At 69.5% G+C, this 13,087-nt stretch carries 12 protein-coding genes; 6 read left to right on the top strand and 6 right to left on the bottom strand.

The window, feature by feature from the left end:
- Window positions 1–49: 49 nt before the first annotated feature.
- From F3J10_RS30585 to F3J10_RS30575, 3 genes are read right to left on the bottom strand one after another with little or no spacing between them, the layout of a single operon-like run.
- Window positions 50–1,039, bottom strand: a complete 990-nt coding sequence (locus tag F3J10_RS30585) for a TauD/TfdA family dioxygenase (RefSeq protein WP_345791244.1) — start codon at window positions 1,037–1,039, stop codon at window positions 50–52.
- A complete protein-coding gene (locus F3J10_RS30580; RefSeq protein ID WP_240155752.1) occupies window positions 1,036–1,845 on the bottom strand; it encodes an alpha/beta fold hydrolase in 810 nt (269 codons plus the stop codon). The genes F3J10_RS30585 and F3J10_RS30580 overlap by 4 nt, the downstream gene beginning before the upstream one ends.
- 12 nt (window positions 1,846–1,857) lie before the next feature.
- Window positions 1,858–2,082: an MbtH family NRPS accessory protein gene (locus tag F3J10_RS30575; protein ID WP_013690465.1), complete on the bottom strand. Its 225-nt coding sequence runs from the start codon at window positions 2,080–2,082 to the stop codon at window positions 1,858–1,860.
- 531 nt (window positions 2,083–2,613) lie between these two features.
- Here F3J10_RS30575 and F3J10_RS30570 point away from each other — a divergent pair.
- Window positions 2,614–3,447, top strand: coding sequence for a hypothetical protein (locus tag F3J10_RS30570; protein ID WP_167233590.1), 834 nt, complete (start codon window positions 2,614–2,616; stop codon window positions 3,445–3,447).
- A 288-nt stretch (window positions 3,448–3,735) separates the two neighbouring features.
- Window positions 3,736–4,491 (top strand): hypothetical protein, encoded by a 756-nt coding sequence (locus tag F3J10_RS30565; RefSeq protein WP_098152578.1) that lies wholly within the window; start codon window positions 3,736–3,738, stop codon window positions 4,489–4,491.
- An 84-nt stretch (window positions 4,492–4,575) separates the two neighbouring features.
- On the opposite strand, the gene F3J10_RS30560 is transcribed toward F3J10_RS30565, so the two are convergent.
- The gene (locus tag F3J10_RS30560; protein ID WP_167243673.1) at window positions 4,576–6,735 is read right to left on the bottom strand and encodes a TonB-dependent siderophore receptor; all 2,160 of its coding nucleotides are present in this window, start codon (window positions 6,733–6,735) and stop codon (window positions 4,576–4,578) included.
- A gap of 355 nt (window positions 6,736–7,090) precedes the next feature.
- On the opposite strand from F3J10_RS30560, the gene F3J10_RS30555 reads away from it, so the two are divergent.
- Window positions 7,091–8,677, top strand: a complete 1,587-nt coding sequence (locus tag F3J10_RS30555; RefSeq protein WP_166915822.1) for a methyl-accepting chemotaxis protein — start codon at window positions 7,091–7,093, stop codon at window positions 8,675–8,677.
- A 78-nt stretch (window positions 8,678–8,755) separates the two neighbouring features.
- On the opposite strand, the gene cynR is transcribed toward F3J10_RS30555, so the two are convergent.
- Window positions 8,756–9,691 carry a transcriptional regulator CynR gene (cynR, locus tag F3J10_RS30550; RefSeq protein WP_167243672.1) on the bottom strand — a complete coding sequence of 312 codons (936 nt, stop codon included), beginning with the start codon at window positions 9,689–9,691 and terminating at the stop codon, window positions 8,756–8,758.
- A 120-nt stretch (window positions 9,692–9,811) separates the two neighbouring features.
- Here cynR and F3J10_RS30545 point away from each other — a divergent pair, with 120 nt between their 5' ends.
- Complete coding sequence (locus F3J10_RS30545; RefSeq protein WP_025100267.1) at window positions 9,812–10,471, top strand: carbonic anhydrase; 660 nt, start codon at window positions 9,812–9,814, stop codon at window positions 10,469–10,471.
- Between the two features lie 64 nt (window positions 10,472–10,535).
- A complete protein-coding gene (gene cynS / locus F3J10_RS30540) occupies window positions 10,536–11,006 on the top strand; it encodes a cyanase (protein WP_025100266.1) in 471 nt (156 codons plus the stop codon).
- Window positions 11,007–11,042: 36 nt separating this feature from the next.
- Here cynS and F3J10_RS30535 read toward each other — a convergent pair whose 3' ends face one another.
- Entirely contained in the window at window positions 11,043–12,104 is a 1,062-nt protein-coding gene (locus tag F3J10_RS30535; protein ID WP_167243671.1) for an aliphatic sulfonate ABC transporter substrate-binding protein, read from the bottom strand.
- A 290-nt stretch (window positions 12,105–12,394) separates the two neighbouring features.
- On the opposite strand from F3J10_RS30535, the gene F3J10_RS30530 reads away from it, so the two are divergent.
- On the top strand, window positions 12,395–12,724 hold the full coding sequence (locus F3J10_RS30530) for a DUF4148 domain-containing protein (RefSeq protein WP_025100264.1): 330 nt from the start codon (window positions 12,395–12,397) through the stop codon (window positions 12,722–12,724).
- Window positions 12,725–13,087: the final 363 nt, after the last annotated feature.

Below are 13,087 nucleotides of genomic sequence, written 5' to 3'. Positions count from 1 at the left end.
GGCCGAGGCGCGTCGCGCGCGGTGGCGCGCGGCGCGGGGCGGTCTCGCTTCAGCGCGTCATCGCCACCAGCACGCGGCGCTTGCCGGCGAAGGGCGCGCGGCCATGCGACATCAGCAGGTTGTCGAGCAGCAGGATGTCGCCCGCCTGCCACGGGAACGACAGCATGGTGTCGCGATAGACGGCGCGGACCTCGTCGAGGATCGCGTCGTCGATCGGCGCGCCGTCGCCGAAATAGGTATTGCGCGGCAGACGGTCGGGCTCGACCACTTCGAGCATGGCCTCGCGCACGCCTTCCGGCAGATTGGTCACGTGGAACAGGTGGGCCTGGTTGAACCAGACCGTCTCGCCGGTGGCGGGATGGACCAGCTCCGACTGGCAGACCTGGCGCGTGCGCAGTTCCTCGCCGTCGTCCAGCCATTCCCAGGCGATCCGGTTGGCCGCGCAGTAGCGCTCCACCTCGGCGCGATCCTCGGTGCCGAACACCTGCTGCCACGGCAGGTCGAGGCCGTTGCCGTAGTTGCGCACGTACATCACGCCGTGCTCGGCGAAGCGGCGGCGCAGCGCCGGGTCGAGGCGCTGGTACACCAGCCGGCTGTCGGCCACCGGCGTGGCGCCGCCCTGCTCGGCCGCGATCTCGCAATAGAAGCCGATCGAGCCGGGCCACTTGAGCGTGTAGGACTGCTCGTTGTGCTGGTCGATCCACTGGCTGGCCGGATATTCGGTCGAGGAGAACACGCCCTTGTCGACGCGGCTGCGCGGCGTCGAGCCGAATTCGTATTCGTGGATCGGTTCGCCGAAGCGGCCGGCGAAGGCCTCGAAGCCGGCCGGCCCGACCGGCGCGAAACCGCGCACCAGCACGCCGCCGTAGCGCGTCTTCTCGCGCGCGGCCAGCTCGGCCAGCGCCTCGGCGGCGCTCTCCAGCGCGGGCGCCGCGGCCGCCTCGCCGCCGGCCCCGGCCGGGCTCAGCACCAGCACGCGCGTGCCGTTCTGTTCGAGTTCGCGGGTATCGAGCGCCAGCGCCGGGCGCGTCGTCGTCATTGCGTCCATCCTGCCTCCGTCGGCAAGGCAGCCGGCGCCGCCGGCCGCGCCAGCGCGCGGCCGAGCGATTCGGCGACGCGCTCGAGCAGGGCCGGCAGCTCGGCTTCGAGATAGAAATGGCCGCCGGCGAAGGCGTGGAAACCGCATTCGCCGCGCGTCGTGTCGCGCCAGCGCGCGACTTTGTCGGGATCCGCGGTGGCGCTGTCGTCGCGGCCGGTAAACACCGTCACCGGGCAGTCGAGCGGCGCGCGGCCGGCATCGGCCGGGAACGCGGCGGGATAGATGCCGCACAGATGGAAATCGGCGCGCAAGGTGGGCAGCAGCAGCTCGATGAAGTCGCGATCGCACAGCAGCGCCTCGGGCGTGCCGCCGAGCGCGCGCAGCTTGTCGACCATCTGCTCGTGCGAGCAGCCAAGCCAGTGGGTTTCGTGCTTGCGCCGCGACGGCGCGACCGAGGCGGAAGCGCCGAACCAGACCGGCAGCTCGGCCCCGCGCTCGCGCAGCGCATGGATCAGCTCATGGGCGACCAGCGAGCCCATGCTGTGGCCGAACAAGGCGTAAGGCCGGCTGCGATCGCGGCGCGCCAGCAATTCGGCGCCCAGCACGTCGAGCAGGCTGGGCCAGTCGCTCAGCACCGGCAGCGCGCGGCGCAGGCCGTGGCCGGGCAGCTCCAGCGCGATCAGCTCGACGCCGCGCGGCAGCGCTTGCGGCCAGCGCCGGTACAGCGAGGCGGCGCCGCCCGCGTGGGCGAAACAGAACAGTTGCACGGGCGGCAAGACCGCCGGCTGGCCGGCGTGGACCGACATCGCCGACATCGATCAGTTCGCCGCGCGCTTGGCGTCGTCGTCCATCGCGCGACGCAGGCTCGCCGGGCGCATGTCGGTCCAGACCTCGTCGATCCAGGCCAGGCACTCGGCCTTCTTGCCCGACTTGCCGGCCTCGCGCCAGCCGGCGGGAATCGCCTTGTATTCCGGCCAGATCGAGTACTGTTCCTCGTCGTTTACGACCACATGAAACGTCGTATCGTCATCGCCCCAGCTCATCGCTTGCTCCGTTCGACCGGCTTGCCGGCCAGTGAAAGATTGAATAAACGAATCTCATTTACACACCTCGGTGTGACGTGGCCCATTACGTCGAGCGAATCGAGGCGGCGTCGCCGGGCCCTGGGGCCGCTGCGAAGCTTCTCGTCCCGCAAATGAGAATCATTGGCATTTGGTTGCGTACTCTGACGGTCGCGCCCCGCCTTGTCAAGTGACTTCGCGCTTTGGCGAGGGACTTTTCGCCCGCCCGGCGGCCGTTTGGCGGACTTTCATCGATTCGAAACAGAATCCTGTTCGAGGCATCCCCGGCCCGATCCGGAAGCGTTCCGCGCAGATTCTTGCGTGCCGGTTGATGCTTACACTCTGCAAATGAGAACCATTTGCATTAATTTTCAAACTATCGGAACATAGCGCCACTTCAAAACAGAATCAGAGAGAGCCGAACACCATGCATGCCGAGATCCAACCGCATGCCGTCGCGCGAGCGTCCGTCCCGAGGGCCGTGCGCGCCAAGCCGGCCCGGGAGCGGCGCGGATGAGCGCTCGCCTGCCGCCCGCCACGGCCGACGAGGGCAAGGCCGACGATGGCGCCCTGCCCGAGCGCGCCATTCAGCTCGCCGCCGATGTCACCTTCAGCGCCCATGCCCTCGCCGAGCAGCCGCCGTTCTGCGCGCAGCCGCTGCGCGACGGCGAACTGCGCCTGTGGCTGCTGCGCCCCGAATGGCAGTTGCTGTCGAAGGAGGATGCCTTCGCGCGGCTTTCGCCGTTCGAGCGCAAGCGCGCCAAGTGCTTTCCGCAGCCGGCCATCGGCAAGCGTTTCGCGGTCGGGCGCGCGGTGCTGCGCGGCATCCTCGGCGGCATGCTCGGGGTGGCGCCGCAGGCGCTGGAGCTGGCCGACCACGAAAGCGGGCGCGTCACGCTCGACTCGCCCGCCACGGCCGAGCCGCTGGAGATCGCCGTCGCCTATGCCGGCATCTGGATCCTGATCGGCGTGAGCACGCAGCCGCTCGGCCTGGCCACCGCGTTCTCGGTCGGCGAGGCGGTCGACCGGGACGAGCAGCATCGCATCCGGCTCGCCAGCGTCGCGCATGCCGCCGGCACGCTGTCGGCGGCCGGTTACCTGTCGCAGCCGCTGGAGGAACATGCGCATCGCGTGCATACGCACGACGCCGGTAGCTGGCGCGTGCTCGACCTGCCGATGCCGGGCCGTCAATGCGTGGCCGCGCTGGCCGCGCGCGAGATGCGCGAGGTGCAGGCGAGCGGCTGGAACACGTCGGTGAAGCTGCCGCCTTCGGCGCCGGCGGTATCGAAAACGCGCGCCGCCCGGCACGCGCGCAATGTCGAGGCCGGCAGCGGGCGCGGTTTCTGAAGCGCCGTCGCGCAAGCATGCGCGACGATGCGCGATCCTGCGCGCCGCCGCGCATCCGCCACTCACGCCTTCGCCTTTGCCTTCGCCTCGACGGCGGCTTTCCATCGTTCACAAACTTACTGTCCGACGCCTGCCACGCGGGCCGCGACGACATTGCCACGCCCGGGGCGCGTCGATATATTACGCACCACGCCTCGCGCGACGACGCATCGCGCAACAGGCCCGAGGACGCGATTTCGCGGCAGGCCGGCCGCCTCGCGCCCCTTCATCCGAATAGACGGTGGATCGATGACGTCACGCAAGAATCGCTTCCTGGTGTACCTGCTCGCCGCCCTGCTCGGCGTGATCGCGGTGCGCGTGGTGCAGCACATCCGCGGCGAGCCCGACGGCTCGACGCCGCCCGTCACGGCGAGCGGCAAGCAGGAGGACAGCGCCGAGGAGGACAACCCGTTCGCCGAGAACGTGCCGGCCCACGACGCCTACGACAGCTTCATGGAGAAGCTCGGCGACGATCCGAAGTTCAAACTGCTGCTGGCCGGCGACAAGCAGGGCAGCGGCCGCGAGAAGGGTTTCGGCCTCGCCCAGGATGGCCTGCCGCGCCTGACCGACGCACAGCTCGAACAGCGTCTGGTGTTGATGTCGAAAGTGGTGGGCGGGATGCCCGACGGCGATTGCCAGGCCCTGTCGCGGCCCACCGTGAACACCGCCGACAAGCAGCGCATGCTCGACGACGCGATCGCGCGTTTCAACGAAGCCGACGCGACGGCCTGGTTCGATTTCTCGCTAGCCTCGGCCAAGGCCGTGCTCGACAACACGCCGATCGCGCAGCCCGATCGCGCGGCGGTAACGGTCGCCCTGCAGAAGATCGTGCAGCAGGTGCCGCAGGCGGACCGCCAGAAATTCCTCGACGCCACCAGCAAGCCGGCCACCGCCACGCCGGCCGATACCTGCTGGGCGATGCGCACGCTGTATCGCAATGCCGCCGCGCTGGGCGAGCCGGACAAGGCGGCCATCGCGCGGGGGCTGGTGGTGGCGGTGAACTGAACGCCCGCTCCACGAGGCCGGCGCGTTCGATCCGGCGCCCGCCTCGCGACCTCTCCCGCTCCCGTCCCGCCGCCTCCCCGCCGCTCAGTAATCCAGCTCCAACGAAGCCATGAACACCCGCGGCATCCCCAGATACGCCGTGTTCGCCCCCGGGCTGCCGACGATGTTCCCATCGGCCACCGACGCGTAGTAATCCTTGTTGGTCAGGTTCACGACCTGGAAGCGCAGCGTGTCGTGGTGCCCCCAGAAGCGATCCGAATACCGCAGCCCGAGGTCGAAGGTGGCATAACCGGCCGCGAACGAATTATTGGTATTGGTGGCCGCGCGGCGCGACTCGACATGCACCGCGCCGGTCAGCGCCAGCCCGTGCGCGAAGGCCGGGTGGAAGTCGGCCGCCAGATCCGCCTTCAGCTTCGGCACGCCCACCACCAGCTGGTCGTTGGTCGAGGGCACGCCGGTATCGAGCAGCTTCGCGTCGATGTAGGTCACCCCGCCAAACACGCTCAGGCTCGGCAGCGCATCGCCCTGCGCGAACAGCTCGACGCCGGTATTGCGCTGCGAGCCGATCACCGAGAACAGGTTGTCCGCCGCGCCGGTGCTGGCCAGCGGCCGCGTCATGCGGAACGCCGCCAGCGACAGCAGCAGGCTGTCGGACACCGCGTACTTGGCGCCGATCTCGATCTGGTGATCGCGATACGGCGACATGAACTGGTTCGCGTTGGCGGTGCCGGCCGGCGCCTGCTCGCCCTCCTCCACGCTGTCGGACCAGCTCGCGTAGGTGGTCAGCGAATCCAGCGGCGTGTAGATCAGGCTCACGGTCGGGCTCAGCAGCGCATCGCGCGAATCGGCGCTGCTGGTCTTGCCGGCCGCGTTGTAGCTGCGCTGGTCGATGAACGAGGTGCCGAGCACGCCCTGCACGGCCCATTGGCGGTTCAGGTGCAGCGTGTCGCCCACCACGATGGTCTGCTCGGTCAGCGTCGCGGAACGATACTGCCCGCCGTTGCCGGGCACCGGCGGCAAGGCAAACACCGCGGGATTGGCCAGGTTCGCGCTGCCCAGCGGCGTGGCGATCGAATTGCGGTACGAATACTGGCCGTTGACGAAACCATTGGTCCCCAGCGTCAGGTCGTTCTCCATGCCGAGCACGCTGAAACGGCCGTTCAGCGACAGCAGGTTGCTGGCGATCGAGAAATGCGGCACCGCGTTGAAGTTCCGCGTGACCTTGTAGTCGCCGCTGTCGTCGACCAGGTTGTTGGTAATGCCGTACAGGCCGCGCTCGGCGTTCTGGTAGAGGAAGCCGACCTCGAGGCTCCAGTCGTCGTTGAACGCGTGCCGGAGCTTGATCGAGGCGGTATTGGTGGTCAGGTCGGTACCGGCGCCGGGCTGGCCGTAGCCGAGCCGCGTCGGGTCGACGGCGGCCGGCAGCAGCGTGCTGCGCCCGCTGTCGTAGGTGATGCTGCCGGGCAAGCCGGTGATGCGCGTCGAGTAATGGCTGAAGTCGGTCTCGACGACGGTGCGGCTGTCGAGGTGGAAATCGAAGGCGGCGCTCAGCAAGCTGCGGTTGCTGCTGCTGCCGGGCGCCCAACTGCCGCCCTCGCCATGCACCAGGTTGAAACGATAGCCGATCGCGCCGGCCGGCCCGACGCGCCCGCCGGCATCGAGGCTCTCGGTGAATTCGCTGTCCGAATCGTAGCCCTCGGTGAAGCGCAGCAGGGGCTTGTCGGTCGGCCGCTTGGTCTGGTAGTCGAACACGCCGGCGGGCGTGGCGGGCCCGTACAACGAACCGGCCATGCCGTTGAGCACCTGCACGCTGTCCAGGTTCTCGGCGGCGATCGCGGTGGTGCCGATCACGTTGAAGCCGTTCAGGCGCGTGTTCTGCACGATGCTGCCCTGGAAGCCGCGCGACTGCGGGCGCGACACCTCGTAACCCTGCTGGTTGCGGATCTCGACCGAGGGCAGGTAGCGCAGCGTGTCGTTCACGGTACGCGCCTGCTGGTTGACGATCAGGTCCCGCGGCACCACCGTGACCGACATCGCGGTATCGCGCAGCGACACCGTGCCGAACGGCCCCAGCCGGACCTGCTCGGTGTCGTACCGCGGCACCGAGGCGAAACCGCCGAGCGGCGCCGGCGCGCTGACGCTGATCTCGGGCAAGGCGGCGGCCTCGGGCGGCGTGGACGCGGCGTAGCTGCCGGCCGAGACCGCGAACACCGCGGGCCCGATCAGCCAGTCCTTTCTTTTCATTGCGGGGGTTCCTGCGAACGGAAATGCGAAGCGTCGCATTCTTACCGCAATATTTCCGAAGATATATCGAAAAACGGAAAACACTGTCTTTCCGTTTTTCGCGCCGATCCCGCTGGGCGCGACGCGCCCTTCGTGCTCGCGATCAGCCGCGCCGCGCCCCGATTTGACAATCCTTAAACAAAAGCAAACCTTTGCGCGCGCAAACGAGCCTCGCGCACCCTGCGCCAGCCCGCTGCGCTGCCGATAAGCAAGGCCACGGACAAGGAATTCGATAGGCACCTCATCGATTCGTCCGACCCGTGCATTCCCCTGCTTCTCCCCTGCCTCTTTTCACGGCCCAGGAACGGACCATCCCATGCGTCTCAAGCATCTCTCTGCCAAGGCTTCCCTGTTGCTCACGTTCGGCGCGCTGAGCCTGGTCGTCCTGATCGTCTCGGGCTTCTCCCTGAAGGCGCTCGGCGACGCGAACCAGCGTTTCTATCGCTACGTCAACGGCATCAACGCGCGCGCCGACATGGCCCGCGCGATCCGCGCCGCCGTCGACGATCGCGCGGTGGCCGTGCGCAACCTCGTGCTGGTCAGCTCGCCGGCCGACGTGGAGCTGGAAAAGGCCGCCGTGCTCGCGGCCGAGCAGCGCGTCGAAACCCATCTCGAGCAGTTCGGCCGGATGGTCGCGAACGCGCGCGACATGTCGGACGAGTCGCGCCACCAGGCCGCCGAGATCGCGCGCATCGAGGGGCTGTACCGGCCGGTCGCGCTCGATATCGACCGCCTCGCGCTGGCAGGCCAGCACGACGCCGCGGTCGCCGAGATCATCGAGAAGTGCCGGCCGCTGCTGGCCGCGCTGATCCAGGCCTCGAACGCCTATGCCGACGCCACCAGCCGCCGCTCGGCCGAGCTGATCGCCGAGGCCGAGGCGCGTTACGCGGTGGAGCGCGCGCTGCTGGTGGCGATCTGCCTGGTCGCGATCGCCATCGCGGTGGCAGCCGGCGTCTTCATCACGCGCCGCCTGCTGCGCTCGCTCGGCGCCGAGCCGGCCGAGCTGGCGAGCATCACGCAGCGCGTCGCCACCGGCGACCTGAGCCCGGTGCCGGGCGCCGGGCGGGCGCCCGCCGGCAGCGTGCTGGCCTCGATGGACGAGATGCAGCGCAGCCTGGTGACGCTGCTGGCCCAGGTGCGCGCGGCCGCCGAGAACATCGCCTCGGGCTCCGGCCAGATCGCGGCCGGCAATACCGACCTGTCCTCGCGCACCGAGCAGCAGGCCGCCTCGCTGCAGGAAACCGCCTCGAGCATGGAGCAGCTCACCGCCACCGTGAAGCAGAACGCCGACAACGCGCGCCAGGCCAATACGCTGTCGGCCAACGCCTCCGAGGTGGCCACGCGCGGCAACACGGTGGTGGGCCGCGTGGTCGAGACGATGGGCGAGATCAGCAGCAAGTCGGCGCGGATCGCCGACATCACCGGCATCATCGAGGGCATCGCCTTCCAGACCAATATCCTGGCGCTGAACGCGGCCGTGGAAGCGGCGCGCGCCGGCGACCAGGGGCGCGGCTTCGCGGTGGTGGCCGGCGAGGTGCGCAGCCTCGCGCAGCGCTCGTCGAGCGCCGCGCGCGAGATCAAGGAGCTGATCGGCGGCTCGGTGCAGCAGATCGGCGACGCGGCCCGGCTCGCCGACGAGGCCGGCGCCACCATGACGGCGGTTACCCAGGCGGTCGGCCAGGTGACGGATATCGTCGGCGAGATCGCCGCCGCCTCGGCCGAACAGAGCCGCGGCATCGAGCAGGTCAACCAGGCGATCACGCAGATGGATCAGGTCACGCAGCAGAACGCGGCGCTGGTCGAGGAAGCGGCGGCCGCCTCGACGGCGCTGGAGGACCAGGGGCGCCAGCTCAATGCCAGCATCGCGGTGTTCCGCATCGACACGGCGACGGCTCGCGCCTGAGCCCGGGCAGGCCGCCGCCGCGATCCACGAAATTCGCGCGGCTCGAGCGACTCAAGCGACTCAAGCCGCTAACTCGATTCACTCGGCCGGCTCGGCGCCCCGGCGGCGCACCTTGCCGCCGCCATCCCGGGCCAGCTTGCCGCCCTCGGCGATCGCCATCTCGACGAAGGCCTCGGTCGCCACGCTGCGATAGGCGCCCTTGCGCAGCAGCAGCGCGGCGGTGCGCTCGGGCAGCGCCGGCTCCAGCCTGACCAGGCGCAGCCCCGGCTGCTCGCGCGCGATCGCCGCCGGCAGCAGCGTGGCCAGCGTGCCGCGCCGCACCAGCTCGATGCTCGCGCCGATCGAATCGACCTCCATCGCGATGCGCGCCGCGATGCCCTGCGCGCGCAGGTAGCGGTCGATGGTATGGCGCGTCGCGAACTCGCCATGCAGCAGCACCAGCGCCTCGTCCGCCAGCTCCCGCGCCGGCAGCGCCGTGCGCCGCCGCGCGCGCGGATGCGCCTCCCCCACCACCATCGCCAACGTCTCGACGAACAGCGGCCGCACCTCGATCTCGGGCGACTGCGTCTGGCTGAAGGCGATGCCGAGATCGATCGCATCCTCGTTGAGCATCGCCTCCATCGCATCCTGGGTCGATTCCATTAGGTCCAGCGTGATGCCCGGATAACGCCGATGAAAACCGTCGAACAGCGGCCCCACCAGGTAGGCGGTGAAGGTCGGCGTGACCGCGATGCGCAGCGCGCCGCGGCTCAGCTCCCGCACGTCGTGGATCGCGCGCCGCCCCGCCTCGAGGTCCTGCAGCGCGCGCCGCGCATGCTGCAGATAGGCGACGCCCGCGTCGGTCAGGCCGATCGCGCGGCCCGAGCGATCGAGCAGCGGCGCGCCCAGCGCGTCCTCGAGCTGGCGGATCTGTTGCGACAGCGTCGGCTGCGAGACGTGCAGCGCCTCGGCCGCGCGCGTGAAGTTGCGGTGTTCGGCCACCGCGAGGAAATACCGGATGTGCCGCAGCAGCATGAGGGTCCCTGAACTATTGGTTTTACCAATGCCGATGATAATAAACCGGTCTTGGACGCTATGGCAGCGGCGGCGCATGCTGCGCTCATCGGTTCATCACCGGACCATGAAGGAGCGACCATGCAGGACATCATCGACGGCTTCCTGAAGTTCCAGCGCGAGGCCTTCCCGCAGCGCTCGGCGCTGTTCCGCGAGCTGGCCGGCAGCCAGCATCCCCGCACCCTGTTCATCTCCTGCTCGGACAGCCGGCTGGTGCCGGAGCTGGTCACGCAGCGCGAGCCGGGCGACCTGTTCGTGATCCGCAACGCCGGCAATATCGTGCCGTCCTACGGCCCCGAGCCTGGCGGCGTGAGTGCTTCGGTGGAATACGCGGTGGCCGCGCTGGGCGTGAGCGACGTGGTGATCTGCGGCCATTCCGATTGCGGCGCGATGACGGCGATCGCCACCTGCCGCTGCCTCGACCACATGCCGGCGGTGCGCAGCTGGTTGCGTTATGCCGATTCGGCGAAGGTGGTGAACGAGGCGCGCGAGCATGCCGACGAGCGCGCGCGCGTCGATTCGATGGTGCGCGAGAACGTGATCGCCCAGCTCGCCAACCTGCGCACGCATCCTTCGGTGCGGCTCGCGCTGGACCAGGGGCGGCTCGCCCTGCACGGCTGGGTCTACGAGATCGGCACGGGCTCGATCGAGGCGCTCGACGGCGCCACCGGCCGCTTCGTCTCGCTCGCCGAACATCCGAATGTGCGCGCCACGCCGGCGCGACTCGGCGCGGCCGCCTGAGCCACGCCCTCCCCTCATCGTTCATCGACGATTTCCGTCGCCTTCACCCAGAAAGGAGTCAAGCATGCCCCAGTCGCAAACCAGCCAGGCGCCGCGCCAGGCCCTCACCGACACGATCCTCGACGCGAAGATCCGCAAGGACCTGAGCTTCGAGCAGATCAACGAAGGCACCGGCCTGAGCCTGGCCTTCGTCACGGCGGCCCTGCTCGGCCAGCACGCGCTGCCCGAGGCGGCCGCGCGCGCGGTGGCCGCCAAGCTCGATCTCGACGAGCACGCGGTGCGCCAGTTGCAGACCATCCCGCTGCGCGGCAGCATCCCCGGCGGCGTGCCGACCGATCCGACCATCTATCGCTTCTACGAGATCGTGCAGATCTACGGCTCGACGCTCAAGGCGCTGGTCCACGAGCAGTTCGGCGACGGCATCATCAGCGCGATCAACTTCCGGCTCGACATCAAGAAGGTCGACGATCCCGAAGGCGGCTCGCGCGCGGTGATCACGCTGGACGGCAAGTACCTGCCGACCAAGCCGTTCTGAAGCGGCGCGGGCCGGGCGCGCCCTCGCCGCGGCACGTCAGGGCGCCTTGGCCTTGACGGCGGCGGAGGAGGCGGAGGCGGAGGCGGAGGCGGCACCGGCCGGGCCCGGCGTCCAGATGCGGATATCGGTGGCCTTCACGGCCACCGGGATCATGCCGGCCGCGCGATAGGTATCGGCGATGCGCTGCTGCTCGGCGAGCTGGTCGCGACGCACCGGCACGATCTCATAGCTGCGCCGGCTGTTGGCGAGCGTGACGGTCGCCTCGGGCAGGTTGCCCCAAACGGGCGCGAGAATTTTCGCCGCCTCGTCGGGATGCGCCTTGACCCACTTGCCGGTCTGGTTCAGCAACTCGAACACCGCGCGCAGCGCATCCGGGTGCCGTTCGACGAAGGCATCGGTGGCGGTATAGAAGCGGTTGTACTCGGCCAGGCCGTCGCGCCCGTCGGCGATCACGCGAACGTGGTCGTCGCGCTGCTCGGCGGCGAGGAACGGATCCCAGATCACCCAGGCATCGACATTGCCGCCGCGAAACGCGGCCAGCGCGTCCGACGCTTCCAGGTAGCGGATATCGACGTCGCCCGGCGCGAGCCCGGCACGCTTGAGCGCGGCCAGCAGCAAATAATGGCAGCCCGAGCCCTTGGCCACCGCCACGCGCTTGCCGCGCAGGTCGGCCACGCCGCGGATCGGCGAATTGGCCGGCACGATGATGGCTTGCGCCGAGGGTGCCGAGGTTTCCTCGGCGTAGTAGGTGAGCGGCGCGTGGGCCGCCTGGGTGAACAGCGCGAAGGCGTCGGCCACGTCGGCGTTGAGGTCCACGCTGCCGCTGTTCATCGCCTCCAGCAGCCCGCTGGAGAACTCGTGCCAGCGCACGTCGTAGCCGAGCGCGCCGAGCCGCCGCTCGAGTTCGCCGTTGCGCTTGAGCAGGATGAACAGCGTCGAGGAACGCTGGTAGCCGATCGACACCGTATCGCGGGCGAGCGCGGCGCTCGAATACGAGGCGACGGCGGCGCCGACGCCGAGCGCCAGCAGCGAACGGCCGAGCAGGCGCAGCACGGCGCGACGCCGGCCGGCGAACGATGGCATGGACCACGACGACATGAACAGGACTCCGGAGCGGGTGAGCCGGGAACTATAGCGAAGCCGGATCGGGCCGCTAACCATCGAAATCGCATATCGTTAGCAGCGCGCGTCGCCGTCCCGCGCCGTGCGCTCGGCTGGCGAGCGTCTTGCAGGGGTATCACTGCGGCTTTCGATTTGTCCTGCTACATTGCATCCATCCACCGGCCCGCGGGCCCACGGATGCGTCCGGCAGAGGCGAGCCGCGTGCCTGTCTCGCCCCTGTCGTTGCGCGTACCACCAAAACCATCAATCTTCAGGAGAAAGTCAAGATGCGTACGACCCGCAAGCTGTCTCTTGCCGCGCTGACGTTGTCCCTCTCGCTCGGTATTTCCGGTATCGCCCTGGCCCAGACCGACGCCGCCGCCCCCGGCGCCGATGCCGCCGCCGCGGCCAGCACGCCGACCAAGGCCGAGAAGCGCAAGGCCGCCCGTGCCAAGCGCAAGGCCGAACACAAGGCCGCGCGTGCCAAGAACACCGCCGAACTGAAGGATCTCGAGAAGAACGGCTACAAGCCCTCGGCCAACGATCCGAACTATCCGGACGACCTGCAGAAGGCACAGCAGCGCGCGGCGGCCGCCAAGGCCGCCTCGGGCCAGTAAGCCAGGCGGTATCCCGCCACGACAGCACCGGCTGCACGCGCCGCCGGTGCTGGTTCCCCCGCCGGACCTTCCCCTTTCCTCTCTCACCCTCCGCCGCCGACGCACGCGTCGATCGACTCACCTCGCGATCGCTGCACGCATCGCTCTTCAGGGATGCGAAACAGGCGAATTCGCGCCGCCGTCGCGCCCTGCCGCCCGACCCGCTTCCATCAGCGCATCAAGCCTGGCCTTGCCCCGCCGCCGCGAGACGACGCGCCGTCAACGCACGTATCGGCGCCGAGGCATGCGCCGCCGCGCCGGTCCGCGAGGCACGCGCCCCGGCGAACCCGGCGCCGCCGATCGACACGCCCGGGCGCCGCGCCG

The sequence above is a fragment of the Burkholderia sp. Cy-637 genome, from assembly GCF_011753175.1.
GTDB classification, from domain to species: domain Bacteria; phylum Pseudomonadota; class Gammaproteobacteria; order Burkholderiales; family Burkholderiaceae; genus Burkholderia; species Burkholderia gladioli.
Note: the sequence above shows the minus strand (reverse complement) of the source record. Positions and strands in the feature narration are given on the sequence as shown.

Coding starts and splice junctions, on each gene's coding strand:
- F3J10_RS30545 (WP_025100267.1), top strand. CDS start 9,812: ATGCAGGACATCATCGACGGCTTCCTGAAGTTCCAGCGCGAGGCCTTC.
- F3J10_RS30535 (WP_167243671.1), bottom strand. CDS start 12,104: ATGTCGTCGTGGTCCATGCCATCGTTCGCCGGCCGGCGTCGCGCCGTG.
- cynR (WP_167243672.1), bottom strand. CDS start 9,691: ATGCTGCTGCGGCACATCCGGTATTTCCTCGCGGTGGCCGAACACCGC.
- F3J10_RS30565 (WP_098152578.1), top strand. CDS start 3,736: ATGACGTCACGCAAGAATCGCTTCCTGGTGTACCTGCTCGCCGCCCTG.
- F3J10_RS30555 (WP_166915822.1), top strand. CDS start 7,091: ATGCGTCTCAAGCATCTCTCTGCCAAGGCTTCCCTGTTGCTCACGTTC.
- F3J10_RS30560 (WP_167243673.1), bottom strand. CDS start 6,735: ATGAAAAGAAAGGACTGGCTGATCGGGCCCGCGGTGTTCGCGGTCTCG.
- F3J10_RS30585 (WP_345791244.1), bottom strand. CDS start 1,039: ATGACGACGACGCGCCCGGCGCTGGCGCTCGATACCCGCGAACTCGAA.
- cynS (WP_025100266.1), top strand. CDS start 10,536: ATGCCCCAGTCGCAAACCAGCCAGGCGCCGCGCCAGGCCCTCACCGAC.
- F3J10_RS30530 (WP_025100264.1), top strand. CDS start 12,395: ATGCGTACGACCCGCAAGCTGTCTCTTGCCGCGCTGACGTTGTCCCTC.
- F3J10_RS30570 (WP_167233590.1), top strand. CDS start 2,614: ATGAGCGCTCGCCTGCCGCCCGCCACGGCCGACGAGGGCAAGGCCGAC.
- F3J10_RS30575 (WP_013690465.1), bottom strand. CDS start 2,082: ATGAGCTGGGGCGATGACGATACGACGTTTCATGTGGTCGTAAACGAC.
- F3J10_RS30580 (WP_240155752.1), bottom strand. CDS start 1,845: ATGTCGGTCCACGCCGGCCAGCCGGCGGTCTTGCCGCCCGTGCAACTG.